Origin of the sequence: Methanogenium sp. MK-MG (assembly GCF_009914725.1) — an archaeon.
Classification (GTDB): Archaea; Halobacteriota; Methanomicrobia; order Methanomicrobiales; family Methanomicrobiaceae; genus Methanogenium.
The window spans coordinates 1-24,892 of sequence record NZ_JAAAWJ010000009.1; the positions used below are offsets into that span (position 1 = coordinate 1).

24 protein-coding genes and 1 pseudogene are annotated in these 24,892 nt (G+C 56.9%); 14 read left to right on the forward strand and 11 right to left on the reverse strand.

Translation table 11 applies throughout. From position 1 onward, the window contains the following. Positions 1-56 precede the first annotated feature (56 nt). Positions 57-209: pseudogene (locus tag MKMG_RS02450) on the reverse strand (transposase); the annotation flags it as partial. Between the two features lie 48 nt (positions 210-257). Between MKMG_RS02450 and MKMG_RS11745 the strand changes: the two are divergent. Further along, positions 258-533, forward strand: a complete 276-nt coding sequence (locus MKMG_RS11745; RefSeq protein WP_371415193.1) for a type II toxin-antitoxin system RelE/ParE family toxin — start codon at positions 258-260, stop codon at positions 531-533. Positions 534-704: 171 nt separating this feature from the next. Here MKMG_RS11745 and MKMG_RS02460 read toward each other — a convergent pair whose 3' ends face one another. The 6 genes from MKMG_RS02460 to MKMG_RS02485 all read right to left on the reverse strand — a co-directional run bounded on the left by MKMG_RS02460 (position 705) and on the right by MKMG_RS02485 (position 9,402). Then, a complete protein-coding gene (locus MKMG_RS02460) occupies positions 705-869 on the reverse strand; it encodes a hypothetical protein (RefSeq protein ID WP_165075140.1) in 165 nt (54 codons plus the stop codon). Between the two features lie 280 nt (positions 870-1,149). Then, positions 1,150-4,527 carry an exodeoxyribonuclease V subunit beta gene (locus MKMG_RS02465; RefSeq protein ID WP_165075143.1) on the reverse strand — a complete coding sequence of 1,126 codons (3,378 nt, stop codon included), beginning with the start codon at positions 4,525-4,527 and terminating at the stop codon, positions 1,150-1,152. Then, on the reverse strand, positions 4,527-7,619 hold the full coding sequence (locus MKMG_RS02470) for a PD-(D/E)XK nuclease family protein (RefSeq protein ID WP_165075146.1): 3,093 nt from the start codon (positions 7,617-7,619) through the stop codon (positions 4,527-4,529). Before MKMG_RS02470 ends, MKMG_RS02465 begins: the two co-directional genes overlap by 1 nt. Before the next feature lie 105 nt (positions 7,620-7,724). Next, the gene (locus tag MKMG_RS02475) at positions 7,725-8,270 is read right to left on the reverse strand and encodes a flavodoxin family protein (protein WP_165075149.1); all 546 of its coding nucleotides are present in this window, start codon (positions 8,268-8,270) and stop codon (positions 7,725-7,727) included. Between the two features lie 31 nt (positions 8,271-8,301). Then, a complete protein-coding gene (locus MKMG_RS02480; protein WP_165075152.1) occupies positions 8,302-8,784 on the reverse strand; it encodes a DUF123 domain-containing protein in 483 nt (160 codons plus the stop codon). A 15-nt stretch (positions 8,785-8,799) separates the two neighbouring features. Further along, the gene (locus MKMG_RS02485; RefSeq protein ID WP_165075155.1) at positions 8,800-9,402 is read right to left on the reverse strand and encodes an MBL fold metallo-hydrolase; all 603 of its coding nucleotides are present in this window, start codon (positions 9,400-9,402) and stop codon (positions 8,800-8,802) included. 26 nt (positions 9,403-9,428) lie between these two features. Here MKMG_RS02485 and thiC point away from each other — a divergent pair, with 26 nt between their 5' ends. The 5 genes from thiC to MKMG_RS02510 all read left to right on the forward strand — a co-directional run bounded on the left by thiC (position 9,429) and on the right by MKMG_RS02510 (position 14,696). Further along, complete coding sequence (gene thiC, locus MKMG_RS02490; protein WP_165075158.1) at positions 9,429-10,715, forward strand: phosphomethylpyrimidine synthase ThiC; 1,287 nt, start codon at positions 9,429-9,431, stop codon at positions 10,713-10,715. Positions 10,716-10,904: 189 nt separating this feature from the next. Further along, entirely contained in the window at positions 10,905-12,722 is a 1,818-nt protein-coding gene (locus tag MKMG_RS02495) for a CBS domain-containing protein (protein ID WP_165075161.1), read from the forward strand. A 47-nt stretch (positions 12,723-12,769) separates the two neighbouring features. Further along, the gene (locus MKMG_RS11415; RefSeq protein ID WP_216842863.1) at positions 12,770-13,228 is read left to right on the forward strand and encodes a DUF5683 domain-containing protein; all 459 of its coding nucleotides are present in this window, start codon (positions 12,770-12,772) and stop codon (positions 13,226-13,228) included. A gap of 210 nt (positions 13,229-13,438) precedes the next feature. After that, complete coding sequence (locus MKMG_RS02505) at positions 13,439-14,284, forward strand: MBL fold metallo-hydrolase (RefSeq protein ID WP_165075164.1); 846 nt, start codon at positions 13,439-13,441, stop codon at positions 14,282-14,284. Positions 14,285-14,513: 229 nt separating this feature from the next. Next, positions 14,514-14,696, forward strand: coding sequence for a hypothetical protein (locus MKMG_RS02510; RefSeq protein ID WP_165075167.1), 183 nt, complete (start codon positions 14,514-14,516; stop codon positions 14,694-14,696). A 468-nt stretch (positions 14,697-15,164) separates the two neighbouring features. On the opposite strand, the gene MKMG_RS02515 is transcribed toward MKMG_RS02510, so the two are convergent. The 3 genes from MKMG_RS02515 to purE all read right to left on the reverse strand — a co-directional run bounded on the left by MKMG_RS02515 (position 15,165) and on the right by purE (position 18,216). Then, complete coding sequence (locus MKMG_RS02515) at positions 15,165-15,545, reverse strand: response regulator (RefSeq protein WP_165075170.1); 381 nt, start codon at positions 15,543-15,545, stop codon at positions 15,165-15,167. Between the two features lie 33 nt (positions 15,546-15,578). Next, positions 15,579-17,738 (reverse strand): histidine kinase dimerization/phosphoacceptor domain -containing protein, encoded by a 2,160-nt coding sequence (locus MKMG_RS02520; protein ID WP_165075173.1) that lies wholly within the window; start codon positions 17,736-17,738, stop codon positions 15,579-15,581. Between the two features lie 91 nt (positions 17,739-17,829). Further along, positions 17,830-18,216 (reverse strand): 5-(carboxyamino)imidazole ribonucleotide mutase, encoded by a 387-nt coding sequence (gene purE, locus MKMG_RS02525; protein ID WP_165075177.1) that lies wholly within the window; start codon positions 18,214-18,216, stop codon positions 17,830-17,832. Between the two features lie 165 nt (positions 18,217-18,381). On the opposite strand from purE, the gene MKMG_RS02530 reads away from it, so the two are divergent. The 7 genes from MKMG_RS02530 to MKMG_RS02560 all read left to right on the forward strand — a co-directional run bounded on the left by MKMG_RS02530 (position 18,382) and on the right by MKMG_RS02560 (position 23,922). Further along, entirely contained in the window at positions 18,382-19,509 is a 1,128-nt protein-coding gene (locus MKMG_RS02530) for an alanine--glyoxylate aminotransferase family protein (RefSeq protein ID WP_165075180.1), read from the forward strand. Beyond that, positions 19,506-19,967, forward strand: a complete 462-nt coding sequence (ribC, locus tag MKMG_RS02535) for a riboflavin synthase (RefSeq protein WP_165075183.1) — start codon at positions 19,506-19,508, stop codon at positions 19,965-19,967. Before MKMG_RS02530 ends, ribC begins: the two co-directional genes overlap by 4 nt. 231 nt (positions 19,968-20,198) lie before the next feature. Next, entirely contained in the window at positions 20,199-20,606 is a 408-nt protein-coding gene (gene ribH / locus MKMG_RS02540; RefSeq protein ID WP_165075186.1) for a 6,7-dimethyl-8-ribityllumazine synthase, read from the forward strand. Further along, entirely contained in the window at positions 20,603-21,739 is a 1,137-nt protein-coding gene (locus MKMG_RS02545) for a pyridoxal phosphate-dependent aminotransferase (protein ID WP_165075189.1), read from the forward strand. Before ribH ends, MKMG_RS02545 begins: the two co-directional genes overlap by 4 nt. A 21-nt stretch (positions 21,740-21,760) precedes the next feature. Then, complete coding sequence (locus MKMG_RS02550; protein ID WP_165075192.1) at positions 21,761-22,231, forward strand: low molecular weight phosphatase family protein; 471 nt, start codon at positions 21,761-21,763, stop codon at positions 22,229-22,231. Between the two features lie 6 nt (positions 22,232-22,237). After that, entirely contained in the window at positions 22,238-23,143 is a 906-nt protein-coding gene (locus MKMG_RS02555; RefSeq protein ID WP_165075195.1) for a cation diffusion facilitator family transporter, read from the forward strand. 26 nt (positions 23,144-23,169) lie between these two features. Further along, positions 23,170-23,922: a DUF2703 domain-containing protein gene (locus tag MKMG_RS02560; RefSeq protein ID WP_165075198.1), complete on the forward strand. Its 753-nt coding sequence runs from the start codon at positions 23,170-23,172 to the stop codon at positions 23,920-23,922. Between the two features lie 55 nt (positions 23,923-23,977). Here MKMG_RS02560 and MKMG_RS02565 read toward each other — a convergent pair whose 3' ends face one another. Continuing rightward, a complete protein-coding gene (locus MKMG_RS02565; protein ID WP_165075201.1) occupies positions 23,978-24,193 on the reverse strand; it encodes a hypothetical protein in 216 nt (71 codons plus the stop codon). A gap of 47 nt (positions 24,194-24,240) precedes the next feature. Here MKMG_RS02565 and MKMG_RS02570 point away from each other — a divergent pair, with 47 nt between their 5' ends. Further along, complete coding sequence (locus tag MKMG_RS02570) at positions 24,241-24,888, forward strand: YIP1 family protein (RefSeq protein ID WP_165075204.1); 648 nt, start codon at positions 24,241-24,243, stop codon at positions 24,886-24,888. Positions 24,889-24,892: the final 4 nt, after the last annotated feature.

Here is a 24,892-nt window from a genome sequence, read left to right on the forward strand (position 1 = left end):
AGTCGCGTCTCTGCGGCTGGACCAGGATATGCTCGATACCTGTAGGAAACGATCATTTATTTCTCCGTTTGGGAATCAACGTAACTTTTCAGAACGCCAAGACTAACTTGCCTGGATGTTGCAAGGAAATATGAAGGCGACCAGAACGCATCACCACATAACAGCTCTTTGGTTGCAGGGTATTCCTGACGCAATTTGCGTGACGACACACAATATAATTATCGCAGCGAGGAAGGGGTTCTGCTTTCATCCCCGGCCTGAAGACCGGGGACTTCCCGCTCCGCCCCTTCACCCCGCGAGTTAAAAAGCACTACTCTGGTCTCGAAAAAGACGAGCAGAAACGGATAAAAAAGGCACTGTATGAACTGGAAACGGATCCCTTTGACCCACGACTGACAGCCGACATAAAACCCTTAACAGCCACAAACCCCCGAAAATATCGGTTGAGGGTCGGTAATTTCAGAGTAATCTATACCATTGATAATGAATCTGTACAGGTCATCGAAGTTTTCAGAAGGGGAAAGGGGTATTGATTTTTTAGCTCCATACGTAATGCAGACCGTTTCTTCAAAGACCCTCGCAATGATCTCTTTTACGAAACCCGATCATTATTCATATAATTTTCCTGAATGAATGCCTCCGGCCTGGAGACATATCCACAGATGGGGGGGAGAAGAAGAGAAGAAAGATTGCATCCCGTGTGGTTATTCCGGAAAGACTGATTTGAGTTTTTGCACGAACTTCCGGTCAGATGAGACGGTGTCCCACTCCTTTGAGAGTCGGCACTGGAGGGCGTCACATTCATTCTCGGTATAGTGACTGACTGACTGGTGTATCCGGTCAGCAAATAGATCTGGACTTGTCGGCATAGGGCTTCACGGCTCCTGTGGGTGTGTATGGAATAAATACTTTTTGTGGGCAGGACATAAATTTAAATATCAGATTGATCCGGTAGATATATACTGGAGTTGCATGTGGCATATGTTGTGTCAAATATTATATGCTGCCTCTTGATGAGATCTGCCGGATGTAATGTGCTGATCATTGCCATTTAATTGTAAAAAAATGTATTTTCTGCCATCTGTTTTCAGGCAGTTCCGGTGCCGCACCCGGCGGGCAGAGTTTACCCTCTGTGTGTCCCTCTCTCTCTCACCGGTTCTTTTCCGCCTCAGCTGCTGCCAGCCGGGCCGCAGGAATATCTGGTGCAATGTGCACCAGTCTGCCGGTCCGGGTATAGTAAAGGCAGGTATCGGGCAGCGATCCTGTCAGGGCACAGACCGCGTCGGCATAGACGGCGAGCTGGATGAGATGCTCCTCCCGGCAGGGCCTGTCTTCCGGATCGGCTTCGGTCTTGTAGTCAATAACCACATATTGCCCGTCTGCCCTGCGCACGATCCGGTCGATGGCACCCCGCACCTGCACGTCTCCGAAGCGGTGGACAAATTTCACCTCACACTGGTGACAGGTGCTCTCACGGATGAACGGGTGGCAGCAGAACTGCTGGTATGCCGCTGCACACACGCTCAGGTATGTGTCATCCGTGGAAAACCCGTGGAGGTCACCGGCATGGGCAGGCGCCATACCGGCAAAGACGGCGTGCATGAGGTTTCCTTTCCGTGCCGAATGTTTCTCTTCACCCCCGGACTGGAGAAGCTGCACTGGATCAGGCTCGCCCGCACCCATGCCGCCGGAAGCATACCGGTGTATGGCAGTCACCGACAGTGGCGGGCGTGACCGTCCGGCGGCAGGCGGTGGTGGGGTCGTCCATGCCGCGTCCGCCCTCTCCGCGGGCAGGGGTGCGGTTATTGCCACCGCTACCGGCGGAGGAGAGCAGTTCACTGCCCCATTGCTGTGCTCTGCCGTGGTAATCGTAATCCGCCACTCCCGGCCGTTGGGGGTGGTGCAGCTGACCCCCCCCGCCTCAACGGCGTCCGGGGTGATGCCGAGGGCAGCAAAGGTCCGGTGCATCCGTGTCTTCCCGGCGTCCGGGCCGAGGGCGACCAGCTCCATATTCGGCAGGGTTCCGGTGAACAGAATATGGTCGCGGGCCCGGGTGACTGCCACATAGAAGAGGCGGCGTGCCTCTGCCGCTTCCTTCTGTCTGCGCCGGTGCTGGATCAAAAGAGAGATGGGTGCATCAATTGGCCCGTCAGACCCCGGAATCTTTACGGCAAGACCCAGTTCCTCTTCAAATACTGTCCCGTTCCTGCGGCCGCCACTGTCTGCGTTCGTAAAGGGCAGGGCGACAACCGGAAATTCCAGCCCCTTTGAGGCATGGACGGTCATAACCAGCACCGCGTCCTCCCCTGCTGTCGGCAGGGGTGCATCCTCCTCTTTCGGTGCGTCCCGTACCGCCTGCCTGATGTCCGCTGCAAAGTCATCAAACCCGTAGCATCCGACAGTTTCACGGGACCGGGCGATCCCGGTGATCTTCCTGAGGTTGGCGGTCTTCTGGTCGCCGTTCTTCTGCCCGGCGCAGACGGCGTACATGCCCGACTCCCGGAGAATGCGGCTGACGAGCACCGATGGCGGTTCCCGGCGTGCATACGTCTGCCAGCGTGCGAGCGTTTGGCAGGCATCCGCAACAGGCCCGGTGACGTCTTCTCTGAGGCGTGAAAAGAGTCCCTGCCCCCGGCCGTCTGCGGCACGGAATATATCCGCGTCAGAGAGGCCGAAGAAGGGTGACCGGAGGGCCCCGTAGAGGGCGATGTCATCGGAGTTATCGGCAAGGAAGGCGATCACCGCCGCACAGTCACGCACCTCCTGACGTTCGTAGAAGGCAGTGCCCCCGTAGATCCGGTAGGGCACCCCGGCCCGGCAGAAGGCGTCTTCGATGAGGTGGAGGCGGCTCCGTGTCTCAATGAGAACCGCACAGTCCCCGAATGAGGCCGGTCTCTCGTTCCATTCCCTGTCTGCGCCCCTTTCATAGACCGTCTTTTGCTGCTCCCGGACCAGACTCGCGAGCCATGTGGCGACTGCATCCGCTTCAGCCGGGTCGCGTTCTGCATTGTTTTTACCGGGAGGTGTGATGAGAATCTCGGCTGACCCGGTATGTGTCTCCCGGCTCTCCGTCACACCGAGGGCATCGTATCCGAACTCCCAGGGCAGCCGGTCGGCGCCGAGTATGGCAGAGAAGAGGGTGTTTACCAGACCTATTATTTCCGGTGCACTGCGGAAACTGGTGTCCAGCGCCACCTCACGTCCGCCACGTTCTGCAAGGATACGGTCACGGGTCGCCTTGAACTGCGTCACATCGGCGTTTCTGAAGAGGTAGATGGACTGCTTCGGGTCACCGACCACAAAGAGGGATCGTTTCTTTCCTGCGGCCGTGAGGATATCGGATATGATGGCGGCCTGCAGGGGGTCGGTGTCCTGGAACTCGTCCACCATGATGGCCCGGTACTTTGCCGCGATACCGTTTCGTGCCGCTGGGTTTTCTGCAAGCAGGGTCTGGGTGTGGATGAGCATATCTCCAAAGTCAATTGCCCCCCGCTGTGCTTTCATTTGCCCGATGGTCTCAGAGAACCAGGAGAAGGTGGTTCCGAGTGCCTGCATGATGTGGATGGTCTCTGTTGTCTTCGGGTCGTCGGGGGAGATGGTGAGTGTCAGCAGGCCCCGGGAGTTGTCGTCTTCCCACTCTTTCAGGGCAGTGTATGCGGTGATCAGCTGTCTCTTCCCGTCCTGCCCGAAGATCTTCGCACTCCCCATATTCTTGCTCCCCTTGCAGGAGAGGATATCGGCAAGGGCCCGGCAGGTCTCTCCCGGGCAGTCCGGGTCAAGGGCCTTCAGGCCGGGGGCAGCCGCGGCGAGGTAGCGTGTCCCGGCATCGTCATCCCCTGCGAAGGCCATGGCCAGATCCCGGAGCACGGCTGCGGCCTCTCCTGCCGGTGAGGCAAAGAACTGTGCACAGATATCCGCCTGTTCCGCCTCTGCCGCCTCCATCCAGACGGCAATCACCGCATCCGGTGCCGCTGTGACCCAGGTGAAGAACCGGTCTGCATTCCATCGCTGGTCATAGAGGGCAATGAGTGTCTTCTGCAGCTCCCAGACTCCGAAGGTACGCAGACAACTGAGGACTGCTGTTCTGACGGGTTCCGGCAGTGGCGTGTAGAGCAGGCGGTAGAGTGTCTCTTCGGTCATCTCCGCGAGTTCATAGCTCTCGATGACGGCAAATCCGGGTTCCAGACCGGCTTCGAGTGCATACTCCCGCAGAATCCTTGTACAGAAGGAATGGATGGTGGAGATGCCGGCCCACATCAGGTCGTCGCGGAAACGGGCGGCCTCTTCCCCCTCCGCTGCCGCAAGGGCCCGACGGACGCGGTCCTTCATCTCCGCTGCCGCCTTCTCGGTGAAGGTGAGGGCTAAAATCTCCTGCACGCCTGCCTGTTCGTCTCCTTCCCGTTCGAGGAGGTCAAGGTAGCGGCTGACAAGGACATAGGTCTTCCCGGTCCCGGCCCCGGCGGTGACACAGAGGCTGCCCGGACAGGTGATGGCGGTCTCCTGGACCGGGGTGCGCTGCGGCGACATTATATCTTCTCCCCGGTGCGGCGTATCTCAAGGGTTCTGAGTATGCCGTTCCGGCAAATTCGGGTATATTCACAGTAGCCGGGGCATTTATCTGCGTCGTCTGCAAGCGGGAACCGGCCGGCACGAACGCCTGCTGTGGCACGGGCTGCCGCACTCACCGCGTTGCTGATTATTTCCGGGAAGGGGGGGGCATCTTTTTTCATCTTTTGCACCTTGTACGGGGAAAGGGCGTCTGCGTAGCGGGCGTCATGCATCACCACCGTGTTTGTCACCTTCCGCCGTTTCATCGCATAGTAGGACGCACCCGCCCCGGCAGCGCCGGTGATCTCCTCAAGGGCCCGCACATAGAGTGCCAGCTGGAGGGCCTCTCCTGCGAGGATGTTGGGTTGTTTTGGGTGCGACCCGGTCTTATAGTCCGTGATCAGAAATGTCCCGTCCGGCATGCGGTCCACCCGGTCGATGAAGCCCCGGAGGAGAAGGGGTGCTTCCTGTCCTGGCACCGGCAGGGCCACCGGCGCATCGTGGATACTGCCCGGACGGTCTGGGGTGCCGAAGCCTGCTTCAAACAGGCCCGGCACAAATGGGGACGAACGGGTATCCGTCTCCCGCAGTATGAACTCCTCAAAGAGTCCCGGTCCCAGTCCGTCTGTGCCGAGTAAGGCCTCCGCACCGGCCTCCCATGCGGCACCGTGCCGGGCGTAACGTTCCAGCACGGTCTCTGCCTCTGCGAGGATACGGGCTGTGGCCTCTTTCTGTTCATTTTTACCCGGCCCGATGGTATGGCTGGTCATCCAGTCGTGGTAGAAGAGCTGGCAGACCTCGTGGACGATGGTCCCGTGTGCGGTGGCGGGGAGATCCCTCTCCTCCTCCGGGAGAGGTTCTGTGCCCAGCACATGTCGCATATAAAACCGGAACGGGCAGGTGACGTAGTCCTCCAGCGTGGTTGCCGACCAGACGGTATCTTTGGGGTAGCGTTCGGCAAGCATGCCGGGAATATCCGTGTCTGTGTCAAGCATGCCGTCAAAGGCTGAGTCGCAGGGGCCGTGGCGGTGGCACTCCTCGGTGGTGATGCGGGCGGCCACAGCATCGGCGGTGATGCTCTCCGGCAGCCACACCGCAGGCGGCCTGAAGCCGTCTCTCACGGCATGGCCGGCCCGTTCCATCCGGCTCTCCCCTGATGCGGGCATGCTGGTGCATCTCCATGCTTCATGCACAAAGGCATCCTTTGCAGCGGCATAGAATGGTGAGGGAATGAGCACCCCGCCGTCCGTCTCCGCGTGGCTGAGCCAGAGTCTCTCCCCGGCACTCGAAAGAGCGGCGAGGAAGTAGTAGCGTTCTTCCCGCAGTTTATCCCGGCGGCGCATCGTGCCCATCGCCCGTTCCTCCTGTTCAGTGGTATAGGGCAGGAGGGTTGGGATATCCGGCAGCCGTCCGTCGGTGAGATCAACGATGAAGACCACCGGCAGATGCAGCCCCTGGAGTTCACGGATACCGCAGACCTGGACGGCTGCCGGGTCCGGTTCATGCTCGGGACGTGCCTCTGCGGCTGCCGCCATGAGCACGGCTGCAGCCTCGCGGATGCTCACCGTTGGTCCTTCCCGTCCGGGGGTGCCGGCCATCCGGTCCAGCAGGCGGTGGAATTCACGCAGGGCAGTATGCTCGCGTTCTTCAACGGCTGTATCAGGTGCCGGCGGGAGGTGCGGGGCATCCCATCGGGTGTAGATATCCCTGAGTGCCCGGACATGGCCTGCCATTGTTTTGGGTTTCTCCAGTGTTCGCAGGTCATGGATGAGGGCAGAGACTGCATCTGCCACACGTTCTGTTGCCGTAAGGTCATCTGCGGCGGTCTTCTTTCGGTGAAGGGGACTTTCGGGGTTTTCTGCCGCTTCTCTCAGGCGTTCGGTCAGGTGATCGAATCCTTCCTGCCAGTGAACTGCTCCTCCCCGGATGCCGGCCTGGCAGGCACAGCGGTTTATGTCACTGCCGGAGACCGTCTCTCCGTCTGCGTCACTGAACCGGAAGAACGGCTGGAAGAAGAGCTGCACGATGGTCCGGCGTTCATATCCGTCTGTGACCACGCGTAGCGGCAAAAGGAGGGCCTGGACGAGCGGTTCCTGTGCAAGGGGCAGGGTGGCGGACAAGGCCGCAGGAATGCCGAAGTCAGCAAATATGGCTGAAAGCCGTCCCTCTTCTGCCCGGATGTCAGGCAGGGCGACCGCGATATCTCCCGGAGGGGTGCCGGTATGGATGAGGTCACAGATCTGCTGGCCCACCGCCCTAAACTCTGTACGCCGGTCCGGAAACGTGCCGCAGGAGAGCGGCACCGGCGGGATGAGTGCAGTTATTTCAGAAAAGAGCCACTCCGGTCCGTCTCCCGTCTCTGCTGACTGGAGCGCCTCCGGCCCGAAGATGGCCGGGTTTGCTCCGGCGGGTGTGAAGACCATCCATTCTCCGCCGGTTCCGGTGAGCAGCCTGAGGAAGCGTTCGGCCTCCGGCAGCGCTGCATGGATGCCGTATATACAGCCGGAGAACCGGACCGGGGAGCGGGTCAGGGCATCTGCCGCGGCGCTGTATACCGAGGAACCGTCCACCGCACCCTCCGCGTCCAGACGTGCCCGGTAGTCTGCAAATATGTCGCCGATGACCCGGCTCTTTTCTCCTGCAACGCTGCCGAGACAGGCGGGATAATCAATCCCGCGTTCGGCGATTACTCCAAAGAGGCGGGAGAGGTCCTGGACCAGACGCTGCCCCCCCTCCTTTCCGCCGGGGGTGAGTATGCCCCGGTTCGGGTGGGCCCGTATGGCCTGGTGCATCATGACCCGTGCCTCCTCTGCAGGAATGATGCGCAGGTCAGGAGCAGTCCGGGCGAGGATGGCCTTTGCCACGTCGGTGACAGTACCTGCCAGGGCAGGGATGTGGGGAATGCCGCGGCTGTTCATCAGGCTGCGCAGGCTGGATGCGAGGCGTATCGTCGGCAGGCATAAGATTGCGGAGAACGGGTCTGCTGCTGCACATCCGGCAAAGAACCGGAGGCATTCCTCCTGTTGTTCTCCCGGTAAAATAGGTATTTCAGTCAGTCTGTCTGCAGTCATGCTCAGGCCCCCCGCTGGTACATGACAGTATCTTCGCGCCTGAAGGTTTTACCTCTCACGATCTACAGGCGCAAAAAAAGATCGCCATATGCCCCCTGTATCCCTTCACCCCAGGGTGGCTATTTTCTGTCCGACTTTAACGGCGGTCTCAAGTGCTGCGGCGTCGTCTCTGATCTCGCCCGGCATAAATGCCTTGCCGGTCACCGAACCTGCAAAGATAAATTCATGGGCATTTGCGAAGCCTTCGAGCGTCTCAAGGGCACGGTCCGCCCCGGTGTCAGCGTTCACGGCCACCATGACCACGTATTTGCCGGAAAGTCTGCGGTCATGCCAGAGCGAGTATGTCCGGTCGATGAAGTTCTTCAGCTGTCCGCAGATATCGTAGTAATAGACCGGTGTGCCGATTACGAGGACATCACACGCCACCATCTTCTCTGCGATACGCCCCCAGTCATCATTAGTGATGACACATGCCTTCTTTTCTCTGCACTGGAAGCACCCGGTGCACGGGGTAATGTAGTGACCCCCGAGTGATACAAACTCACAGGTTGCCTCTGCGTTTGCTTCTGTTACCGCTTTAAGGATCTTCTTCACGAGATAAGCGGTATTCCCGTTCGCCTGCATGCTCCCTGAGATTCCCAGGACATTCATACTGGTAGGTTGGATTCATCATATTTGAGTGTTATGGCTTTACCAAACCAGCGTCTGAATTCAGGGCGACGGGAACCACCGCCGGCCTGCACCCGCAGGTGGTGAGGGCATCGCAGCATTCCTGCTGCGGGTCATTGTCACGGTAGAACAGGTGGCTGCTGCACCGGCAGTCGCTGCACCGGCAGTCGCTGCACCCGAACCCCCGGACTCCGTTCTCCCTGAAACGGCGGGCAAGCGTGCATTCCAGCCGGTCGATGGTCTCGCCACAGACGGCTGCCGTGACTACAAACCGGCTGTCTGTGAGCAGGCGGTCGATGTGCCACCGCGGCCGGTAATCTCCTGTTCCCTGGTAGACACGGATATGACGTGTTACCCGTGCAAGCCCCCCCGGTCCGAGGGCAGAACCTACGTATATGTAGTATCCGGCGGGAAACTGCAACTCACCCAGTGCACCCACACAGAGCACTGCGCCTTCGGTCTTCAGGATGAGGCAGTATATGCCTTTCTCTGCCATCGCCGCCGGTCTCTGTTAGTAATAGCCGCACATCCGGCGTGCCGCCTCGATATGCCGGAACCCGTTCTCTGTGACAGGCATACCGTGGCCCGGCCAGAGTGCCTGCACGTCATACCCCGCCAGCCGGTCAAGGGACTGCACCAGTGCCTCCTGTGACCCTCCGGGAAAATCGGTCCGTCCCACACCGCCGTCGGCAAAGACCGTATCACCGGATATGAGGTTCTCGTCCTCCTGGTCCCAGAGGCATATTGACCCCGGTGTGTGGCCGGGTGTGTGCAGCACCTTCAGGCCATTGATCGTATCCCCGTCCTTCAGGGTGCCTGCCAGCGGCACTGTCGGCGTGCGTTCCCCAAACATCGCCGAGAGTGTCACCTCTGCACGTTCCTGCATCAGGGCCGGTGCATCCGCCTCGTGGATAAAGACCTCTGCATCACACATATGCGCGATATGGTGGGCATGGGCAATATGATCATAATGGCAGTGGGTCAGCACAATCGTTGTTATATCTGAGGCAAAGGCCTCCACCTGCATCGGGGTGACCCCCGCGTCTATCAGCACGTCTCCGCAGATATAGGCGTTTGCCCAGTATCCGTCTCTCGGAATCCATCTCACCTGCATGTAGGATAATAAGGATGCACCACCAAATGTTTGTTATGCAGACCCTTATCAGGGAGTGCCTCTCCGGTGTGCCGGATGAGATTGACGCACTGGCCCGAAGAGAAGGGCTCGATGGGCGAAAGATGGCACGTGATGTCGTGCGGGGACGCATCGTCGTTCTGGCAAACCCACGACGTGAACACCGCCTCTGTGCCATCGGGTCCGGTTGCCGGACAAAAGTAAATGTGAACATCGGGACCTCAGGTGCCCGGTGTGACCCGGACCTTGAACTGAAGAAGGGGAAGGCGGCGCTTGCAAACGGTGCAGACGCCCTCATGGATCTCTCCACCGGAGGAGACCTCCACGCGATACGCAGGAGTATCCTGGGACTGGATACCACCGTCGGCACGGTGCCCATATATGATGCGGTGCGGCGTGCCGGCAGTGCCTCTGATATCACCGCAGACATACTCTTCAATACCATCCGTGACCACTGCCGTGACGGTGTGGACTTCCTCACCCTGCACTGCGGGGTCAACCGTGAGGCATTTGCCTCCCTGCGGCGCGATCCACGGGTGATGGGTGTGGTCTCACGTGGCGGTGCCTTTCATCTGGCGATGATGGATGCGACCGGTGAGGAGAACCCGCTCTATGCAGAGTATGACTACCTGATGGAGATACTCAGAGAGGAGGATGTATGTCTCTCTCTTGGAGATGGTATGCGGCCCGGTGCGGTCGTCGATGCCGGCCGTCAGGCAAAGACGGTGGAGTATCTCAGCCTCGGCACCCTTGCCGCACGGGCACAGGAACAGGGTGTCCAGCGGATGATCGAGGGGCCGGGCCATATGCCGGTTGACCAGATCACCTACAATGTGAAGATGATCAAGGAACTCACCGATCAGGCGCCGCTCTACCTGCTGGGGCCGCTTGTCACCGACATTGCCCCGGGCTATGACCATGTCTCTGCCGCCATCGGCGGGTCGATTGCCGCGATGGCCGGTGCAGACTTCCTCTGTATGGTCTCTCCCGCCGAACACCTCGCCCTGCCGGACTTAGCAGACATCGAGGAAGGGACACGGGTGGCAAAACTTGCCGCACATATCGGTGACACCACCCGTCGGCCTGACAAATGGTACAATGAAGGTGAGCGGCAGATGGCCGATGCCCGCCGTGCCCTTGACTGGGACCGGCAGTTCTCTCTTGCCATGTTCCCGGAGCATGCCAGACGTATACATGAACGGGACGGGGAGACTGATACCTGTTCGATGTGCGGGGATCTCTGCGCCGTGAAGCTGGTCAGTGACATCCTGGGTAATAAAAAGAACACCGGGTGATAAAAAGAGCTGAATCACCCGGACCATTTTTTCGCAATTCCTGCCGGTCTGCGAAACTGGCCGGGAATTGGTTTATTATCATGTCTGAGATGGATACTCATCTTTTGTACAGACGTACGGATTTTCATTACGTAACGGTATATATGAGAGCGGTAGCTAATGGTTGAATACATACGAGCGGAGTCTGCTATGCCACCCGAAGATAATCATCGCCCAATCACCATTGCCTCTTGCGTACGGATAACGACGCTCATGACCCGTGATCTTGTCTCTGTCCCGCCGGATGCGTCTGTCTCCGCGGCTGCGGCCCGGATGGCAGAACTCCGGACCGGGAGTTGTCTTGTCATGGACGGCGGGATGCTCATGGGCGTCGTCACCGAACAGGATCTCACCCGTAAGGTGGTGGCAGCGGGAGGTGATCCAAAGGAGATCCCGGTCTCGGCAATTATGTCGTCACCGGTCGTCGGCCTTGGCACCGGAGGGACGGTCGGTGAGGCCGCTGACCTGATGATCCGGCACAATATCCGCCGCATTGTGGTGGAAGAGGATGGCCGGACAGTGGGTATTGTGACCGCACGCGATGTGCTTGGCTTTGCAAGTGATATGAACACCATTCTGCAGGACCTATCGGGAATGTACGGGACACTGATGTTTCTTGACTCTGATATGCACGTCCTCTGGGTCAACAGACAGCCGGAGGATACTGATGCCGCATGCGGACCCGACCCGGTGCACTGCTATGAACTCCTGCATGACAGCACCAGTCCCTGTCATGGCTGTCCTCTCACGCTCTCTGATACGGTTCCCGGAAAAATGGTGCGAACATCAGAAATAATCGACAAAGACCGCCGCATCTGGCAGGTGCAGTGTCATCCGGTCAGCTGGGGGGGCGGGAATGTCCTTGGGGTGATTGAGTCGGCAATTGAGGTCACCCGGGAACGTGAACTGGAACTGGCACTCCGGGAACACCGGGACCGCCTGCATGTCGCGGTTGAAGGTGCTGATATTGAGACCTGGTATTACCGTGCAGGCCCGGACGGGCCCGTGATTGGGGCAGATGGCGGGGTGGTCTTTGCGCCCGACAGCCGGTTTGCCGGAACCGGGGAGATGTTCGGATACCTGCAGACGAGGGTGCACCCCGATGATCTGCCTCTCTTCCGGGAGATGGTGGAGTCCCTCGTTTCGGGGGCAGAGCACTTCGGGGAAGACCGGTTCCGTGTTATCGTTCCCGGAGGTGGATGGCGATGGGTGCGGGCGATGGGCCGGGTCATTGAGACTGCTCCTGACGGGACGGCCGTGGCCATCGCCGGTGTCAATATCGATATCACGGATCTCACCAACTACCAGGCGGCTATTCACCGGGCAAACAAAAAACTCAACCTGCTCGCATCGGTCACCCGGCATGATATTCTCAATCAGGTGAGCGTCATTATGCTTGCAGGTGAACTGCTGGAGATGGATGGTTATCTGGACGGTGACGGCGACCTTGCGGAGACAATCGGGCGGATTATTTCATCTGCAGGCACCATCGAACGCCAGATCCTCTTCACTCAGGAGTATGAGGGTCTTGGAGAGGCAGACCCGGAGTGGCAGGCAGTCTGTCTCCTTGCCGGAAAGGCAGCAAAAGAGTTCGGGGAAAATGACGTTGTCGTTGCCTGTGAATGTGAGGGGCTGGACGTCTATGCAGACCCGATGTTTGGGAATGTCCTCTTTAATCTCATCGATAATGCAATCCGTCATGGGGCCGGCACGACCAGCATTACCATCGGGTTTGCAGATACCGAAACAGGAGGGGTACTCTTTGCTGAAGACGATGGCGGAGGAGTCCCTGCGGGGATCAAGGAACGGATCTTCACCCGTGGCTTTGGAAAAAACACCGGCTTTGGTCTGTTTCTCTCCCGCGAGATCCTGGAGATCACCGGCATTTCAATCCGTGAATGTGGAGAACCCGGTCGTGGGGCCCGGTTTGAGATGCTGATCCCTCATTCAGGGTATCGTTTTGCCTGAATGTAATGGATCCGGTTTTTTTAGAGAAAGGTATACCTTCCGGGAAGATGATAAAAGGATATCAGATGGGGGAGACAGAAGGGATGCCAGAGAAGATGCCGGTATGCCCGGAATGCGGGAATGCACTTCCCGAAGGGATGACCGGGCGATGTCCGACCTGCAGGGAATGGAAGGAGTCCGCACCTCTCCCTCCGCAGAAGAATGTGCATGCCGCCGTTGTGCTCTCTTTCTTCTTCCCCGGTTTCGGACAGGTCTATAACGGCCAGTACAGGAAAGGCCTCATTGTGCTGGTGGCAACGATATTCGGGTTATATTTCTTCCTTGTTCCGGGTCTTGTCATCCTCTGTGCCGGGGTCTATGATACCTACCGGACCGCTCTGCGGCAGAACGCCGGCACCATGCCGTTTCGTGAGATGCATGTCTATCACATTGTCCTGTATGTCCTCATCTTCATTCTCGTCTGCTTTGCCGCGATGTCGGTCTCATCGGTCTTTATGATACCGTGAATCGTGCCCTTCCCTTTCTCTGCAATTGTTGTGGATGCATGAACGGGCAACATCTTTTGCAAAGGTATTGCAGGAGGATACTTTCTGAAGTATCCACGGTTCAGAATATCTGAATACGTTATATTCCGGTATCAGTTTTTCCCGGATTTGGCAGACTGTTTTTTAGCCCTAACCTTTCTTTTAAGATGCTGACCGGCCAATATCAGGACAATGGCGATGGAATGTACGATACTGGCTGACAATACCGCTCTTACCGACCGTTATCTCCTATCGGAATCCGGGTTCTCCGCATTTATCCGGGACGGGGATGTGCGGGTGCTCTTTGATACCGGATTTTCCGGTGTGTTTCTGGATAATGCACGGCGGATGGATATCGAACCGGCGGACGCCACTCATGTGGTCTTTTCCCATGGGCACCTGGACCATACCTGGGGCATGCAGGCACTGCTGCCCGAACTCGGGAATGAGACGACCGAGGGTGCCGGCCACACACCCCCCGTATTTCTCTCCCATCCGGGAGTCTATCTGCCCCGCAGGCGTCCCGGTTCATCTGAGATAGGCACACTCTACAGTGCGGATGTCCTGAGCCGGTTTGGCACGGTGCAGCTCTCAAAAGAGCCGGTCTGGCTCACTGACCGGCTGGTCTTTTTGGGTGAAGTCCCCAGGGTGCATGCCTGGGAGTCCTTCACCCCGAATGCAGAGGTGACACTCGGGGACGGCACCACTGCACCGGATCACCTGACCGATGACACTGCGCTTGCCTACAAAAGTGACTCGGGTCTTGTGATCATCAGCGGCTGTTCGCACTCCGGCATCGCAAATATCATCGACCATGCCCGGTCTGTCTGCGGAGATGACCGCATACGGTCTGTTATAGGTGGTCTCCACCTGATGTACGCCGACCAGGATCGGGTTGACCGGACGGCCCGTTTCCTTGAGGAGCTGGACCTCGAATCACTGCATGCCTGCCACTGCACCGGGTTTACGGCACTCCATACCTTCTCCCGGACTCTGCCCCTGAAGGAGACCGGCACCGGGCTGAAGACGGTGTGGTAATCTTCTCTTTTTTTTGTGGCGGCCGGTATATGGTTTTCTGGCGTTCGTGTTCTCTCCTGCCTCGATATGTTTCAAAATGGCACCGACAGGTTCAACAATAAACGGTCGCTGACCCTCTTTCGGGATTTTCGGGACGTGATAATTTAGGGCCCCTCTTTTCTAAATTTAAAGCCCACTTTGTCTCCTTCCAACAGAAACAGTCATGTACTGAAGGGTCTAAACCCACAGTATGAAAAATATTGAAATGACTCTTGATGGCACTATCCTTACGATGAAAATAGATATCTCCAAAGATTTCGGCCCCTCAAAATCAGGAAAGTCCATCACGATTGCATCAACCGAGGGTAACATCTCTCTCCCTGATGCGGAAGATGTCAAGATTGGCCTGAATGTGTATAAAAGCAATAAGTAGATAATTTCAATTGGCCTTCGACAGAGGCAGGTTCAATTATTTATCACTTCTATTTTGGAGCTAATGTATATGGGAATTATTTGGGATTCTCAATAGTCTGATCTGTAGAACTCCTCTGTGATAATAGCGAACATAGATAGATGATACGTTGGCCCATTTCTGATATCGGAAGTCAAACGTCGGTCAGCAGATCCAACAGATCTTTGCCCCGAAAATATGCATCCACACAGACGCCCGGAGGGGGCAGTTCTCAGTCGAGACATGCCATACGTCCTCCTAAAATATTCGCCAATAGCGGGTGCTTATTAGTCTGCAATAATCCGTATTTTTAGCAAATAAATGGCATTATATCCGTATTTTTCCGACAGTAAAAACGATCGAAAGATACGGCCACTTCATTCCCCGATTCCCCAACGCAGGGAGGCAAAGAGGGTGGGTAGGGGGTAATATGTTGAACGTACTGCCCGCTTACCCGGTGATGCCCTGAGTCAGGGTAGTGATGAGCATCTGTTTGTTGATTGGTTTCGTGAGGAAGGCGTATGGCCTGACGCCCTCTGCCCGCTCCTTTGTCCGGGCGTCGGTGTAGGCGGTGAGGAAGATGATGGGTATGTCAGAGAATTCCCTGATCCGGGTTGCTGCCTCAATACCGTTCATATCGTCATTCAGGTTGATATCCATCAGCATGATATCAGGGTTATTATCCCGGACACAGTCCACCGCTTCCCGGCCGGTCTTTACTGTGCAGACCACGTTAAAACCCTCACGTGTCAGCAGTTCACGCAGGAGCATTGCAATCATTCCCTCGTCTTCAACAATGCCAACAGAGCGCTGTTTCTCATCCTCATCCATTATCTATCTGTTCTCCTCTGGCTGTTTCTGAAATCATCTGGTGTCAGGTGGAAACCATATTGTCCATGAGGTCCCGTCGGGACCTGTTGTTATCTCGTAGCTGCCGTCAAGCTGGTAATCAACGAACGTTTTTACCATCCGTATCCCGAGAGATGCGGTCTCTTCCGGTTCAAACCCATCCGGAAAACCGACTCCATTATCGCTGACTATGAGCACTGTTTTTGCACAATCACATTGCATTTGTATTGCGATTATACCTTCTGTTTGACCGGCAAAGGCATACTTCATCGCGTTTGTGAGGAGTTCATTGATGATGAGGCTCACAGGAATCGCCTTATCCAGTGTGATTGTGCAGTTCTCTGCTTTCACCCTCAGGCTGACCTTTGCCGCATCCGGGAAGGTGCTGATGATGTCATGTGCCAGGCGTTCGAAGTGGGACTCTGCGTCAATTGCTCCGAAGGAGTCTGACCGGTAGAGTTCTTCGTGAACCGCAGCCATTGAGCGTATGCGGCCTTCGGCTTCACGTATCCGGGCCGCCACATAGGGATCTGTTTCCTCTTCTTTCATCGCCTGCATCTCAAGCATGGAGGAGACGACTGCGAGGTTGTTTTTTACCCGGTGGTGAACCTCCTGCAGGAGCACGGTCTTCTCCTGCAGTGAGTCCTGAATTTTTTGTTCCGCCTCTTTTCGTTCCGTGATATCCATTCCGACAGACTGGTATTCGGTCACCTTCCCGTCTTTGCCAGAGATGGCATGATCATCCCAGCGATGCCAGCGGATACTGCCGTCGTTCAGGATGATGCGCTGTTCAATTATCTGGTGTGCAGCGCCTGCACAAAGGGCGGCAAAGTGTGCTTTGACCCGTTCGCGGTCACTCTCATGCACCCTGATACGGAACTTCATTCCTTTGACTGCATCCGCGTCGAGTCCGAAGTACCTGCCATAGGCAGGATTGATGTAGATGATGGTGCCATCGATCCGGAACCGGGTGATCATCTCGGTCTGGCTCTCCACCACTGAGCGGTAAAGGTGCTCATTTTTCGTAAGTAGTGCCCGTGTCTTTGTGAGTGCCACATTCTGGACGATGAGGAGAAGAACAAGGATGCCAAGGATGAGTGCAACAGCTGTGACGCCAACCGCAACCCCGCGGTCAACGGTGATGAAGTCGGGCGGCCGGTTGATGATGGTTGAGCCCTCAGGCAGGGCTGATTCCTGGATCCCGAATCGTTGCATCTCGGTATAGTCAAAGATGGATGCACCCTCCGCCGTGTAGATGACCGGGCCCGTTTCCCGGATTGGTGCCTCTTCAAGCACCCATATGGCCTGTGTCCCGGCATCATACCCCAGGTCATAGGGTGAGACCTGCACGCCGCCGACTACTCCTCTGTCATTGAACATACTTGACGTAGAATAGACCGGAACAGGACTGGCCGCAGATAGTTCAGCAGAGATCTCATCGATATGATAGGGAGTGAGGTCCTGATCAGTGAGGTAATACGTGATTATAACGATGGCTGCCGTCTCCGGCAGGTCTGCCAGGTCTGCACGGATAGCACTGATGTCAGCACCTGTCTCCGGGTAGAGGAAGGTGATGGTGTCAGTATACCCGGTGGTCTGTTCATCGATCTGTGTCCGGATGGCACGGCCGGTGTAGGTATTGTCCAGGATCACATAGATGACATTGGTCTCAGGGTTGATTCCCCTGATCATATCAACAGTCTCCTGTAAGGGCACTGCCACCAGTGTCCCGGTATAGAATGCCGTATTCTCACCTGCTTTTGGCAGGTTGGACATATTGTTCACTCCTGTGAAGACGACCGGGACGTCCGGGAAGAGCTGGTCACCATATTCGTCCATGAAGATGAGGGCGGAGTCGTCAGAGGTGATGATCACGTCCGGACTGGCAGTTTTGTATTTGTGGGCAAAGGTCTGGTAGAGGTTTTCAAAATGGGTTGCGTCATTGATGACCTTTGTATCCAGATATTCAATGGAGAGTTCAACATGAGTGTATTCGGAATCAGCGATGGCCGCCTCAATGCCTGCCTCAATCTCCTGATTCCATATGTAACTCGATCCGTATGAACTGATATAGATGATCTGCTCATGCCCGCCGGACTCAGCTGCAGCTGCAGGCAGGATGAGGAGAAGCATCACAAGAATTCCTGCTGTCAGGCTCCAGGGTTGCGGTCGCATCTTATATGTGTGGGGTGCTTACGAAACATAAATGAATTTTATGGTGCACCCCGAAATCTCCGGATACAGGGCCTTTGGAAAGGGGGGGTGATTATACCCTCAGGATGCGCACCGCAAGGTGGGCGGCATTGGCCCCGTTTCCGATACCGACACAGGCCACCGGGACACCGCGGGGCATCTGTGCGATTGCAAGGAGTGCGTCAAGACCGCCGAGGCTGCCTGCCGCAACGGGCACACCTATCACCGGTTTTTCGGTCAGGGATGCAACAACCCCTGGAAGTGCAGCAGAGAGCCCTGCGACAGTGATGAAGACCCGCGCCTCTGAATTCTTCACGTAGGCGGAGAGTTCCTCCGGGTTCCGGTGTGCGGAGAGTACCTGGAAGTCATAGGTGATGCCCTCTTCTTCGAGTACACTCGTTGCTTTGCTCACAATTTCTCCGTCTGATGCCGAACCGGCGATCACAGCTACATCTGCCATTGCCAGAGTGTATCGAAGTCTCTGCATAAAGAGATTGACTTTGGAATCAGCAGGAGACGTCAGGGCCTACCGGGCTGCCGGGCACAGGCCTGAGTCCGGCATATCCTGCATAACCTCCATAACCTCCATATGGAATTACCGCTAAAAATTATCCCACTGATCAATATGCAAAATGAATCACTTCTCATGATGCCGGGTCCTGTCCCGATGCCGGAACGGGTGCGGTTTGCAATGGCACGCCAGGCAATGAATCACCGCGGTGCAGAGTTCGGCCAGATCGTCGAAGAGACGACAAACATGCTCAAAGAGATCTTCTGCACCAAAAACGATCTCCTGACGATAAGCGGTTCAGGAACTGCCGGTATGGAGGCTGCCATATCAAACTTCTGTCAGGGCAAAGAGATTGCATGCCTCGTCAACGGTAAGTTTGGTGACCGCCTCTATCAGGTGAGCAAGCGCTACGGAAATCCGGTGGCACTCACCTCTGACTGGGGTACGCCCCTCCCCCTGGAAGCACTGGAACAGGCGCTCGAAGAAGGTGCAGAGGTAGTCACCCTCGTCCACAACGAGACATCTGCTGCCATCCTGAACCCGGCAGAAGAGGTCGGGCGCCTCGCACAGAAGCACGGTGCACTCTTCATCATGGACGGTATCACCTCTATCGGTGCTGATGAGGTATACCCCGACAAGTGGGGCGTGGATGTGGCAATCACCGGGTCACAGAAGTGCCTCGCCGCACCCGCAGGCCTTGCGGCACTCTCAGTCTCTCAGAAGGCATGGGACGCACAGTGCGAGAACCCGCCGTTCTACTTTGACCTTCCGGCCTACAAAAAGAGCGCTGCCAAGAACCAGACGCCATTCACCCCTGCCGTGCCACTCTACCTCGCCCTGCGTGAGGCCTGTGCCATTGCACTCGAGGAGGGCATGGAGGCCCGGATTGCACGCCACCGGAAGATGGCACAGGCCGTCCGCACGGCAGCAGATGTATGGGGTCTTTCCCTCTTTGCACAGCCCGATGCCCTGCACTCCTACTCCAATACCGCCACAGCGATCTGCTACCCCGAGGGCATCACGGATGCAGACATCCGCGGAAAGGTCAAAGACCTCGGCATTGAGGTCTCCGGCGGCCAGGATCACATCAAGGGCAAAATATTCCGTATCGGTAGCATGGGTGCCACGGGTGCTCCTGAAATCCTCGCCGTCCTTGCGATGGTGCAAGGCGCATTCAAAGCAGCAGGATACTCCCTCGAGGGCGACGGAGTCTCTGCCGCCTGCGAGGTGCTTATTGCATGAAAGTCGGGGTTGCTGACACCACCTTCGCCCGTGTCAACATGGGCGCTGCCGCAGTGGACGAGCTCAGACGTCATGCGTCCGTTGCCATCGAGCGCTACACCGTACCCGGTGTCAAAGACCTCCCGGTCGCTGCAAAGATTCTCATCGAGGAGCGGGGCTGTGACATCGTCATGGCCCTCGGGATGCCGGGCGGCAAGGAGAAAGACCGGCTCTGTGCCCATGAGGCGTCTCAGGGCCTCATCCAGTGCCAGCTGATGACCAATCATCACATCATCGAGGTCTTTGTCCATGAGGACGAGGCAGAAGATGACAAAGAGCTTGCCTGGCTGGCGGAACGGCGTGCCCGGGAACATGCGGAGAACACGGTGAAACTGATTCTGCGGCCCGATGTTCTCATCAAAGAGGCAGGCACCGGCCAGCGCCAGGGATTTGAGGACACGGGCCCTGCCCGACAATAATATTTTTTTTTGCAGCCTTAGCACCATTGACCTTCTGCCTGTTCGTCAGATATTCAGAGGCGGTGCTACGCGAAAAACCGGCCGGAAGTGAACCCGTCCGCTTTGATTCATGGGTGGTTATTCCCCTGCCTCTGTCTGCAGGTCACCCTCCACTTTCGGGAAGCATCACTTTTATGGGATAAGTGCCAATCTCTATTTACCTGAAACGTACGATACGGAGCTGAAGATAAAATGGCAATTAAACTCGGATTTGTCGTCGCAGAATTCAACCGCGACCTGACCTATATGATGGAGATAGAAGGCGAAGAGCATGCAAAGTTCCTCGGTGCAGAAGTGACTGAGAAACTCTATGTGCCCGGCGCCTATGACATGCCGCTTGCCATCAAAAAGCTGCTTGAAGACGGGAATGTCGATGCCGTTGTGACCATCGGCTGTGTTATAGAGGGTGCCACCCAGCACGACGAGATCGTCGTCCAGCACGCCGCCCGTAAAATAATCGATCTCTCTTTGGAATACAACAAGCCGGTCACCCTCGGCATATCCGGGCCCGGTATGTCCCGCCTTGAGGCGCACCAGAGAATCGATTACGCCCGCCGTGCGGTTGAGTCGGCAATCAAGCTTGTTCAGCGGTTGGCATGAGGTCCCTCTCCCGGAAAGTGACAGAGATCGCACCGTCCGCCACCATAGAGATATCTGACCGGGCAGCACAGATGCGGGCGGCAGGCATTGACGTCATCGGCCTCTCCATCGGGGAGCCTGACTTCCCGACCCCCGCTCATATCACCCGGGCATGCATCGACGCCCTCGAACGCGGTGAGACCCACTATGCCCCGTCCCCCGGCATCCCGGCACTCCGCGAGGCGATCGCAGAGAAGTTGCAGAGGGAGAACGATATTCCCTGCACACCGGGCCAGGTCATCGTCGCCTGCGGGGCGAAGGATTCCATATATGAGGCGATGGAGGCTGTCATCAACCCCGGTGATGAGGTTCTCATCATTGACCCCTCGTGGGTCAGCTACGAACCCTGCGTGCAGCTGGCAGGCGGCGTGCCCGTCCACTGCGGGGTCCGCGAGACTGACTTCCAGGTGGACGATTCCCTCCTTGAAGTCATCACCCCGAAGACGAAGATGATCATCTGCAACAGTCCGTCCAACCCGTCCGGTGCGGTGATGAACGCTGCCTCCCTGCGGCTGATCGCCGATGCTGCGACAGATAACGACTGCTACGTCCTCTCTGATGAGATATACGAGAAGCTCATCTACGGCAAGACGCATGTCTCCATCGGGTCGTTTGACGGCATGGCAGACCGGACAATAACGGTGAACGGCTTTTCCAAGGCCTATGCAATGACCGGCTGGCGTATCGGGTATGCGGCAGCGCCCGAACCGGTGGCAAAGCAGATGATCAAAGTGCAGCAGCATACGATCAGCCACCCGGCCACGTTTGCGATGCATGGCGCAGTGGCCGCCCTCACCGGTGACCAGCAATGTGTTGAGGCGATGAGATGTGAGTTTGACACCCGCAGGCAGTATATCACCGCTGCCCTGCATGAGATGGGCTATGAGACCGCACCTGCAGAGGGTGCCTTCTATGCCTACGTGAAGGCAGGCCCGGACGATATGGCGGTCTCTGCCCGGTGGCTCGCAGAAGCTCATGTGGCGGTGACACCGGGAACCGCATTCGGCACTCCGGGGTGGGTCCGTCTCTCCTATGCGGCATCCCTCGACCGGCTGAAAGAGGCAATGCGGCGCATCGCAGCTCTCTCAGACTAACACATTTTTTTGGTGACTGACATGACTTGTGACCCGCATCGTGTCCTCTTCGTCTGCACGTATAACTCGGTCCGCTCGCCGATGGCCGCTGCCATCCTGAACGCAGCAACAGACAACCGCTACACAGCAGAGAGTACCGGTCTCTTCCCGTCCCCGGTGGACCCGGGTGTGGTGGCCGTGATGCGGGAGAGAGGCATTGACCTCTCCTCCCACCAGCCCCGGCCTCTCGGTGCCTGCTCAGAAACAGCATATGGCACCATCGTATTTCTCTCACCTGCGGTGCGGGAGCGTGCCTGCCGCATCCCATCCGCAGGGGAGATACACACCCTGAATATTCCTGTTCCCGGTGCGTCAGGGGCGGACGGACTGGACGGATACCGGCAACTCTGTCGTGTCCTTGCTGATGCCATTGCCGCATGCTTCCCTGATGCAGGTGTTGTGGGCCTGCACCGTAAGAAAGCCTTATCTGATGCCGACTCAGAATTATTCTGATTGTCTGTGAATTACCGGCGTGTCCGCAATACTCTCATTCTCACCTTTTTCCTGAACCTCTGCGTATCTATTGCAAAAGGGGTTGTCGGAGCTCTTGCAGGGTCAGTGAGTATGGTCGCCGATGCGGTCCACTCGCTCTTTGATTCGGTCTCAAACATTGTGGGCCTCATCAGTATTTACATCGCCGATGCTCCACCGGACACCCGGCACCAGTACGGCCACGGTAAGTTTGAGACCATCGGCACCATGGTGGTCGGAATCCTCCTTCTCATCACCGCAGTTGTTGTCGGATACGAGGGTTTCGGACGGTTCTTCTCCGGGAGTGTTCCTGATATAACGCCACTCACCGTTGCAGTGATGGTCGCCACCATCGGTGTGAATATCACCATCACCCTCTACGAACGCCGCGTGGGCAGAGAAGAGGGGAGTTCATTTCTGCTGGCTGATTCACAGCACACCGCAAGCGACATCCTTGTCTCGCTCTCTGTGTTGGGCGGTTTTGTCTTCGTCTGTCTGGGGTATCCGGTTGCAGATGCTCTCATCGCACTCGGGATTGCCGTTCTCATCGCAAAGATGGGGGTGGAAATTCTCTATAATGCAGTGGAAGTACTCGCAGACGCATCCGCTCCTGTGGACTATGACAAAATCGATGCGATTATGCAGACAACAGCAGGTGTTTACAGCTACCATGATTTCCGCTGCCGCGGGAAACCGGGCGAGATCTTCTGTGACCTGCATGTGGTGGTCGACCCGGATATCACCGTCCGTGAGGGCCATCTCATCGGCAACCGTGTCCGCGATCGCATGAAGGCGGAGGTGGAGGGTGTGGTGGATGTGCTGGTGCATATTGATCCGTTCTTTGGCAGTGCCGGGCCGACGGAAGCAGAGAAAGATACAGATAAAGATACCTGATTTTCATAAATGGATGTGAAAGAACCATGACACAGGACATTCTCTTTGTCTGCAATCATAATGCAGGCAGGTCACAGATGGCCGAGGCATACCTGAATGCCCGCTATGGGGATCGGTATGCTGCCTTCTCGGCAGGTAACTATCCAGGTTCATCAATGAGCGAATATACCGTCCGGGTGATGGAAGAGGCAGGCATTCCGATGGCGGGGCATGCACCTAAACCACTGGGAGAGTTCATGGACCGGCAGTTTGACACCATTGCACGGCTCTGTGACTGTTCGGGCATCTGCCCGGTATTGCCGCCTGCCCGCCGGGTGATTGACCACCCGATCTCCGACCCCTCGCAATTTGTGGGGAGTGACGGTGACGTCATGGAGGGATTCAGGACGGTGCGTGACCTCGTCTTTGCATGGGTGGACGAGACCTTCGGTGCCGCAGCGGGTGTCACCATCGTCTGGCAGCGGCCGGACGGGCCGGTGCCCTCCGTTGTTCTCTGTTCTGATACAAACCGCCCGCTGCAGGAGGTCATGCGTGACATCCGGTCTCTGCTGGAGAGGCAGGGTATTCCCTGCACCATCACAGAAGGGGACGGCCCGGTGCAGCTCTCATTCAATGGTATCCCTTTTGAGAAGATTGTCCCACTCTATGTGCCCAAGACCTGCTCAATGTGCGGCAGCTGTGACGGGTCTGAGGGTGAATGTTCAGGAGGCAGACGCTATGAGGGTATACCGGAGTCCGTGGTCCGCCTTGCTGCGATGAGGGCAGCAGGTCTGAAATAATCCGTTTCCTTATTTTTAGTCAGTCCTTTTATCCTTTCCATCGACTGGATGCGCTTCAGATGTCATCGCAGACAAAGAGGCACTCATCGTCTGTGATCTCCTGCTCTCCGTCACTGTACGAGGCTGGTGCCGCCAGCAGCATCACATATACGAGGAATGCGCCAACAATGCAGCCTGCGATGAGCACCAGAATGACCGGGGCAAAAATGATGAGAAGGATGCAGACAAATATCCCCATCACTGCGGCCCCTGCCAGCTCTGTGCGTTTCATGCCCCTTATCTCCACCCTGTGAATATATTAGTTATTGAGGAGCACCAATGAGTATCATGATGAATATTGCCGATCTTTTGCTTCGGCCGGCGGCCTTCTTTCCCGGCCGCCTTGAGGGGGATAAACCGGATCTAAAGATACCTCTTGCAATTGTATTGCTATCAGGTATTGTGGGCGCTGTATCTGCCGCTTATATGTCATCGGTGACAATGGCAATGCTGCCGTCAGATATAGCGGGGCTGGGTTCGATCATCGTTGGCATTGCTGTTGTCTCGGCATTCATTGCCACTATTATCTTCTGGGTCATCATTGCCGCCGTCTTCCATGGCATATCTGCCCTGCGGGGTGGGAAGGGGGATTTCCAGCGCACCCTTGCGGTGGCAGGATACGGCACTCTGCCGATGGTATTCGGGAGTATTATCTCTGGTATTATCGTCTACTTCTCTCTCTCAGGTGCAACCATCCGGGCGGTATCTGACCCGTTGCAGGCCAGTGCCGCCGTAACAGAGCTCATGTCAGGACCTTCCATGATGATAGCAGGGGTCATATCACTTCTCTTTGTCCTCTGGAGTGCAAATATCTGGGTCTTCGGTATGCAGGAGGCCAGAAACCTCTCAGGAAAAGACGCCCTGATTTCGGTCGGCATCCCGGTTCTCATCTACTGCCTGCTTATTTTCCTTCCGTATATTGGGTGATCTA

Excerpts from the sequence above, each read along its gene's own strand:
- MKMG_RS02545 (WP_165075189.1), top strand. The coding sequence starts at position 20,603 with ATGAGGTCCCTCTCCCGGAAAGTGACAGAGATCGCACCGTCCGCCACC.
- MKMG_RS02495 (WP_165075161.1), top strand. The coding sequence starts at position 10,905 with ATGCCACCCGAAGATAATCATCGCCCAATCACCATTGCCTCTTGCGTA.
- MKMG_RS02485 (WP_165075155.1), bottom strand. The coding sequence starts at position 9,402 with ATGCAGGTGAGATGGATTCCGAGAGACGGATACTGGGCAAACGCCTAT.
- MKMG_RS02470 (WP_165075146.1), bottom strand. The coding sequence starts at position 7,619 with ATGACTGCAGACAGACTGACTGAAATACCTATTTTACCGGGAGAACAA.
- MKMG_RS02465 (WP_165075143.1), bottom strand. The coding sequence starts at position 4,527 with ATGTCGCCGCAGCGCACCCCGGTCCAGGAGACCGCCATCACCTGTCCG.
- MKMG_RS02570 (WP_165075204.1), top strand. The coding sequence starts at position 24,241 with ATGAGTATCATGATGAATATTGCCGATCTTTTGCTTCGGCCGGCGGCC.
- ribC (WP_165075183.1), top strand. The coding sequence starts at position 19,506 with ATGAAAGTCGGGGTTGCTGACACCACCTTCGCCCGTGTCAACATGGGC.
- MKMG_RS02530 (WP_165075180.1), top strand. The coding sequence starts at position 18,382 with ATGCAAAATGAATCACTTCTCATGATGCCGGGTCCTGTCCCGATGCCG.
- MKMG_RS02460 (WP_165075140.1), bottom strand. The coding sequence starts at position 869 with ATGCCGACAAGTCCAGATCTATTTGCTGACCGGATACACCAGTCAGTC.
- MKMG_RS02515 (WP_165075170.1), bottom strand. The coding sequence starts at position 15,545 with ATGGATGAGGATGAGAAACAGCGCTCTGTTGGCATTGTTGAAGACGAG.
- MKMG_RS02550 (WP_165075192.1), top strand. The coding sequence starts at position 21,761 with ATGACTTGTGACCCGCATCGTGTCCTCTTCGTCTGCACGTATAACTCG.
- purE (WP_165075177.1), bottom strand. The coding sequence starts at position 18,216 with ATGGCAGATGTAGCTGTGATCGCCGGTTCGGCATCAGACGGAGAAATT.
- MKMG_RS02560 (WP_165075198.1), top strand. The coding sequence starts at position 23,170 with ATGACACAGGACATTCTCTTTGTCTGCAATCATAATGCAGGCAGGTCA.
- MKMG_RS02480 (WP_165075152.1), bottom strand. The coding sequence starts at position 8,784 with ATGGCAGAGAAAGGCATATACTGCCTCATCCTGAAGACCGAAGGCGCA.
- MKMG_RS02475 (WP_165075149.1), bottom strand. The coding sequence starts at position 8,270 with ATGAATGTCCTGGGAATCTCAGGGAGCATGCAGGCGAACGGGAATACC.
- MKMG_RS02505 (WP_165075164.1), top strand. The coding sequence starts at position 13,439 with ATGGCGATGGAATGTACGATACTGGCTGACAATACCGCTCTTACCGAC.
- MKMG_RS02510 (WP_165075167.1), top strand. The coding sequence starts at position 14,514 with ATGAAAAATATTGAAATGACTCTTGATGGCACTATCCTTACGATGAAA.
- MKMG_RS11415 (WP_216842863.1), top strand. The coding sequence starts at position 12,770 with ATGATAAAAGGATATCAGATGGGGGAGACAGAAGGGATGCCAGAGAAG.
- MKMG_RS02520 (WP_165075173.1), bottom strand. The coding sequence starts at position 17,738 with ATGCGACCGCAACCCTGGAGCCTGACAGCAGGAATTCTTGTGATGCTT.
- MKMG_RS02565 (WP_165075201.1), bottom strand. The coding sequence starts at position 24,193 with ATGAAACGCACAGAGCTGGCAGGGGCCGCAGTGATGGGGATATTTGTC.
- thiC (WP_165075158.1), top strand. The coding sequence starts at position 9,429 with ATGTTTGTTATGCAGACCCTTATCAGGGAGTGCCTCTCCGGTGTGCCG.
- ribH (WP_165075186.1), top strand. The coding sequence starts at position 20,199 with ATGGCAATTAAACTCGGATTTGTCGTCGCAGAATTCAACCGCGACCTG.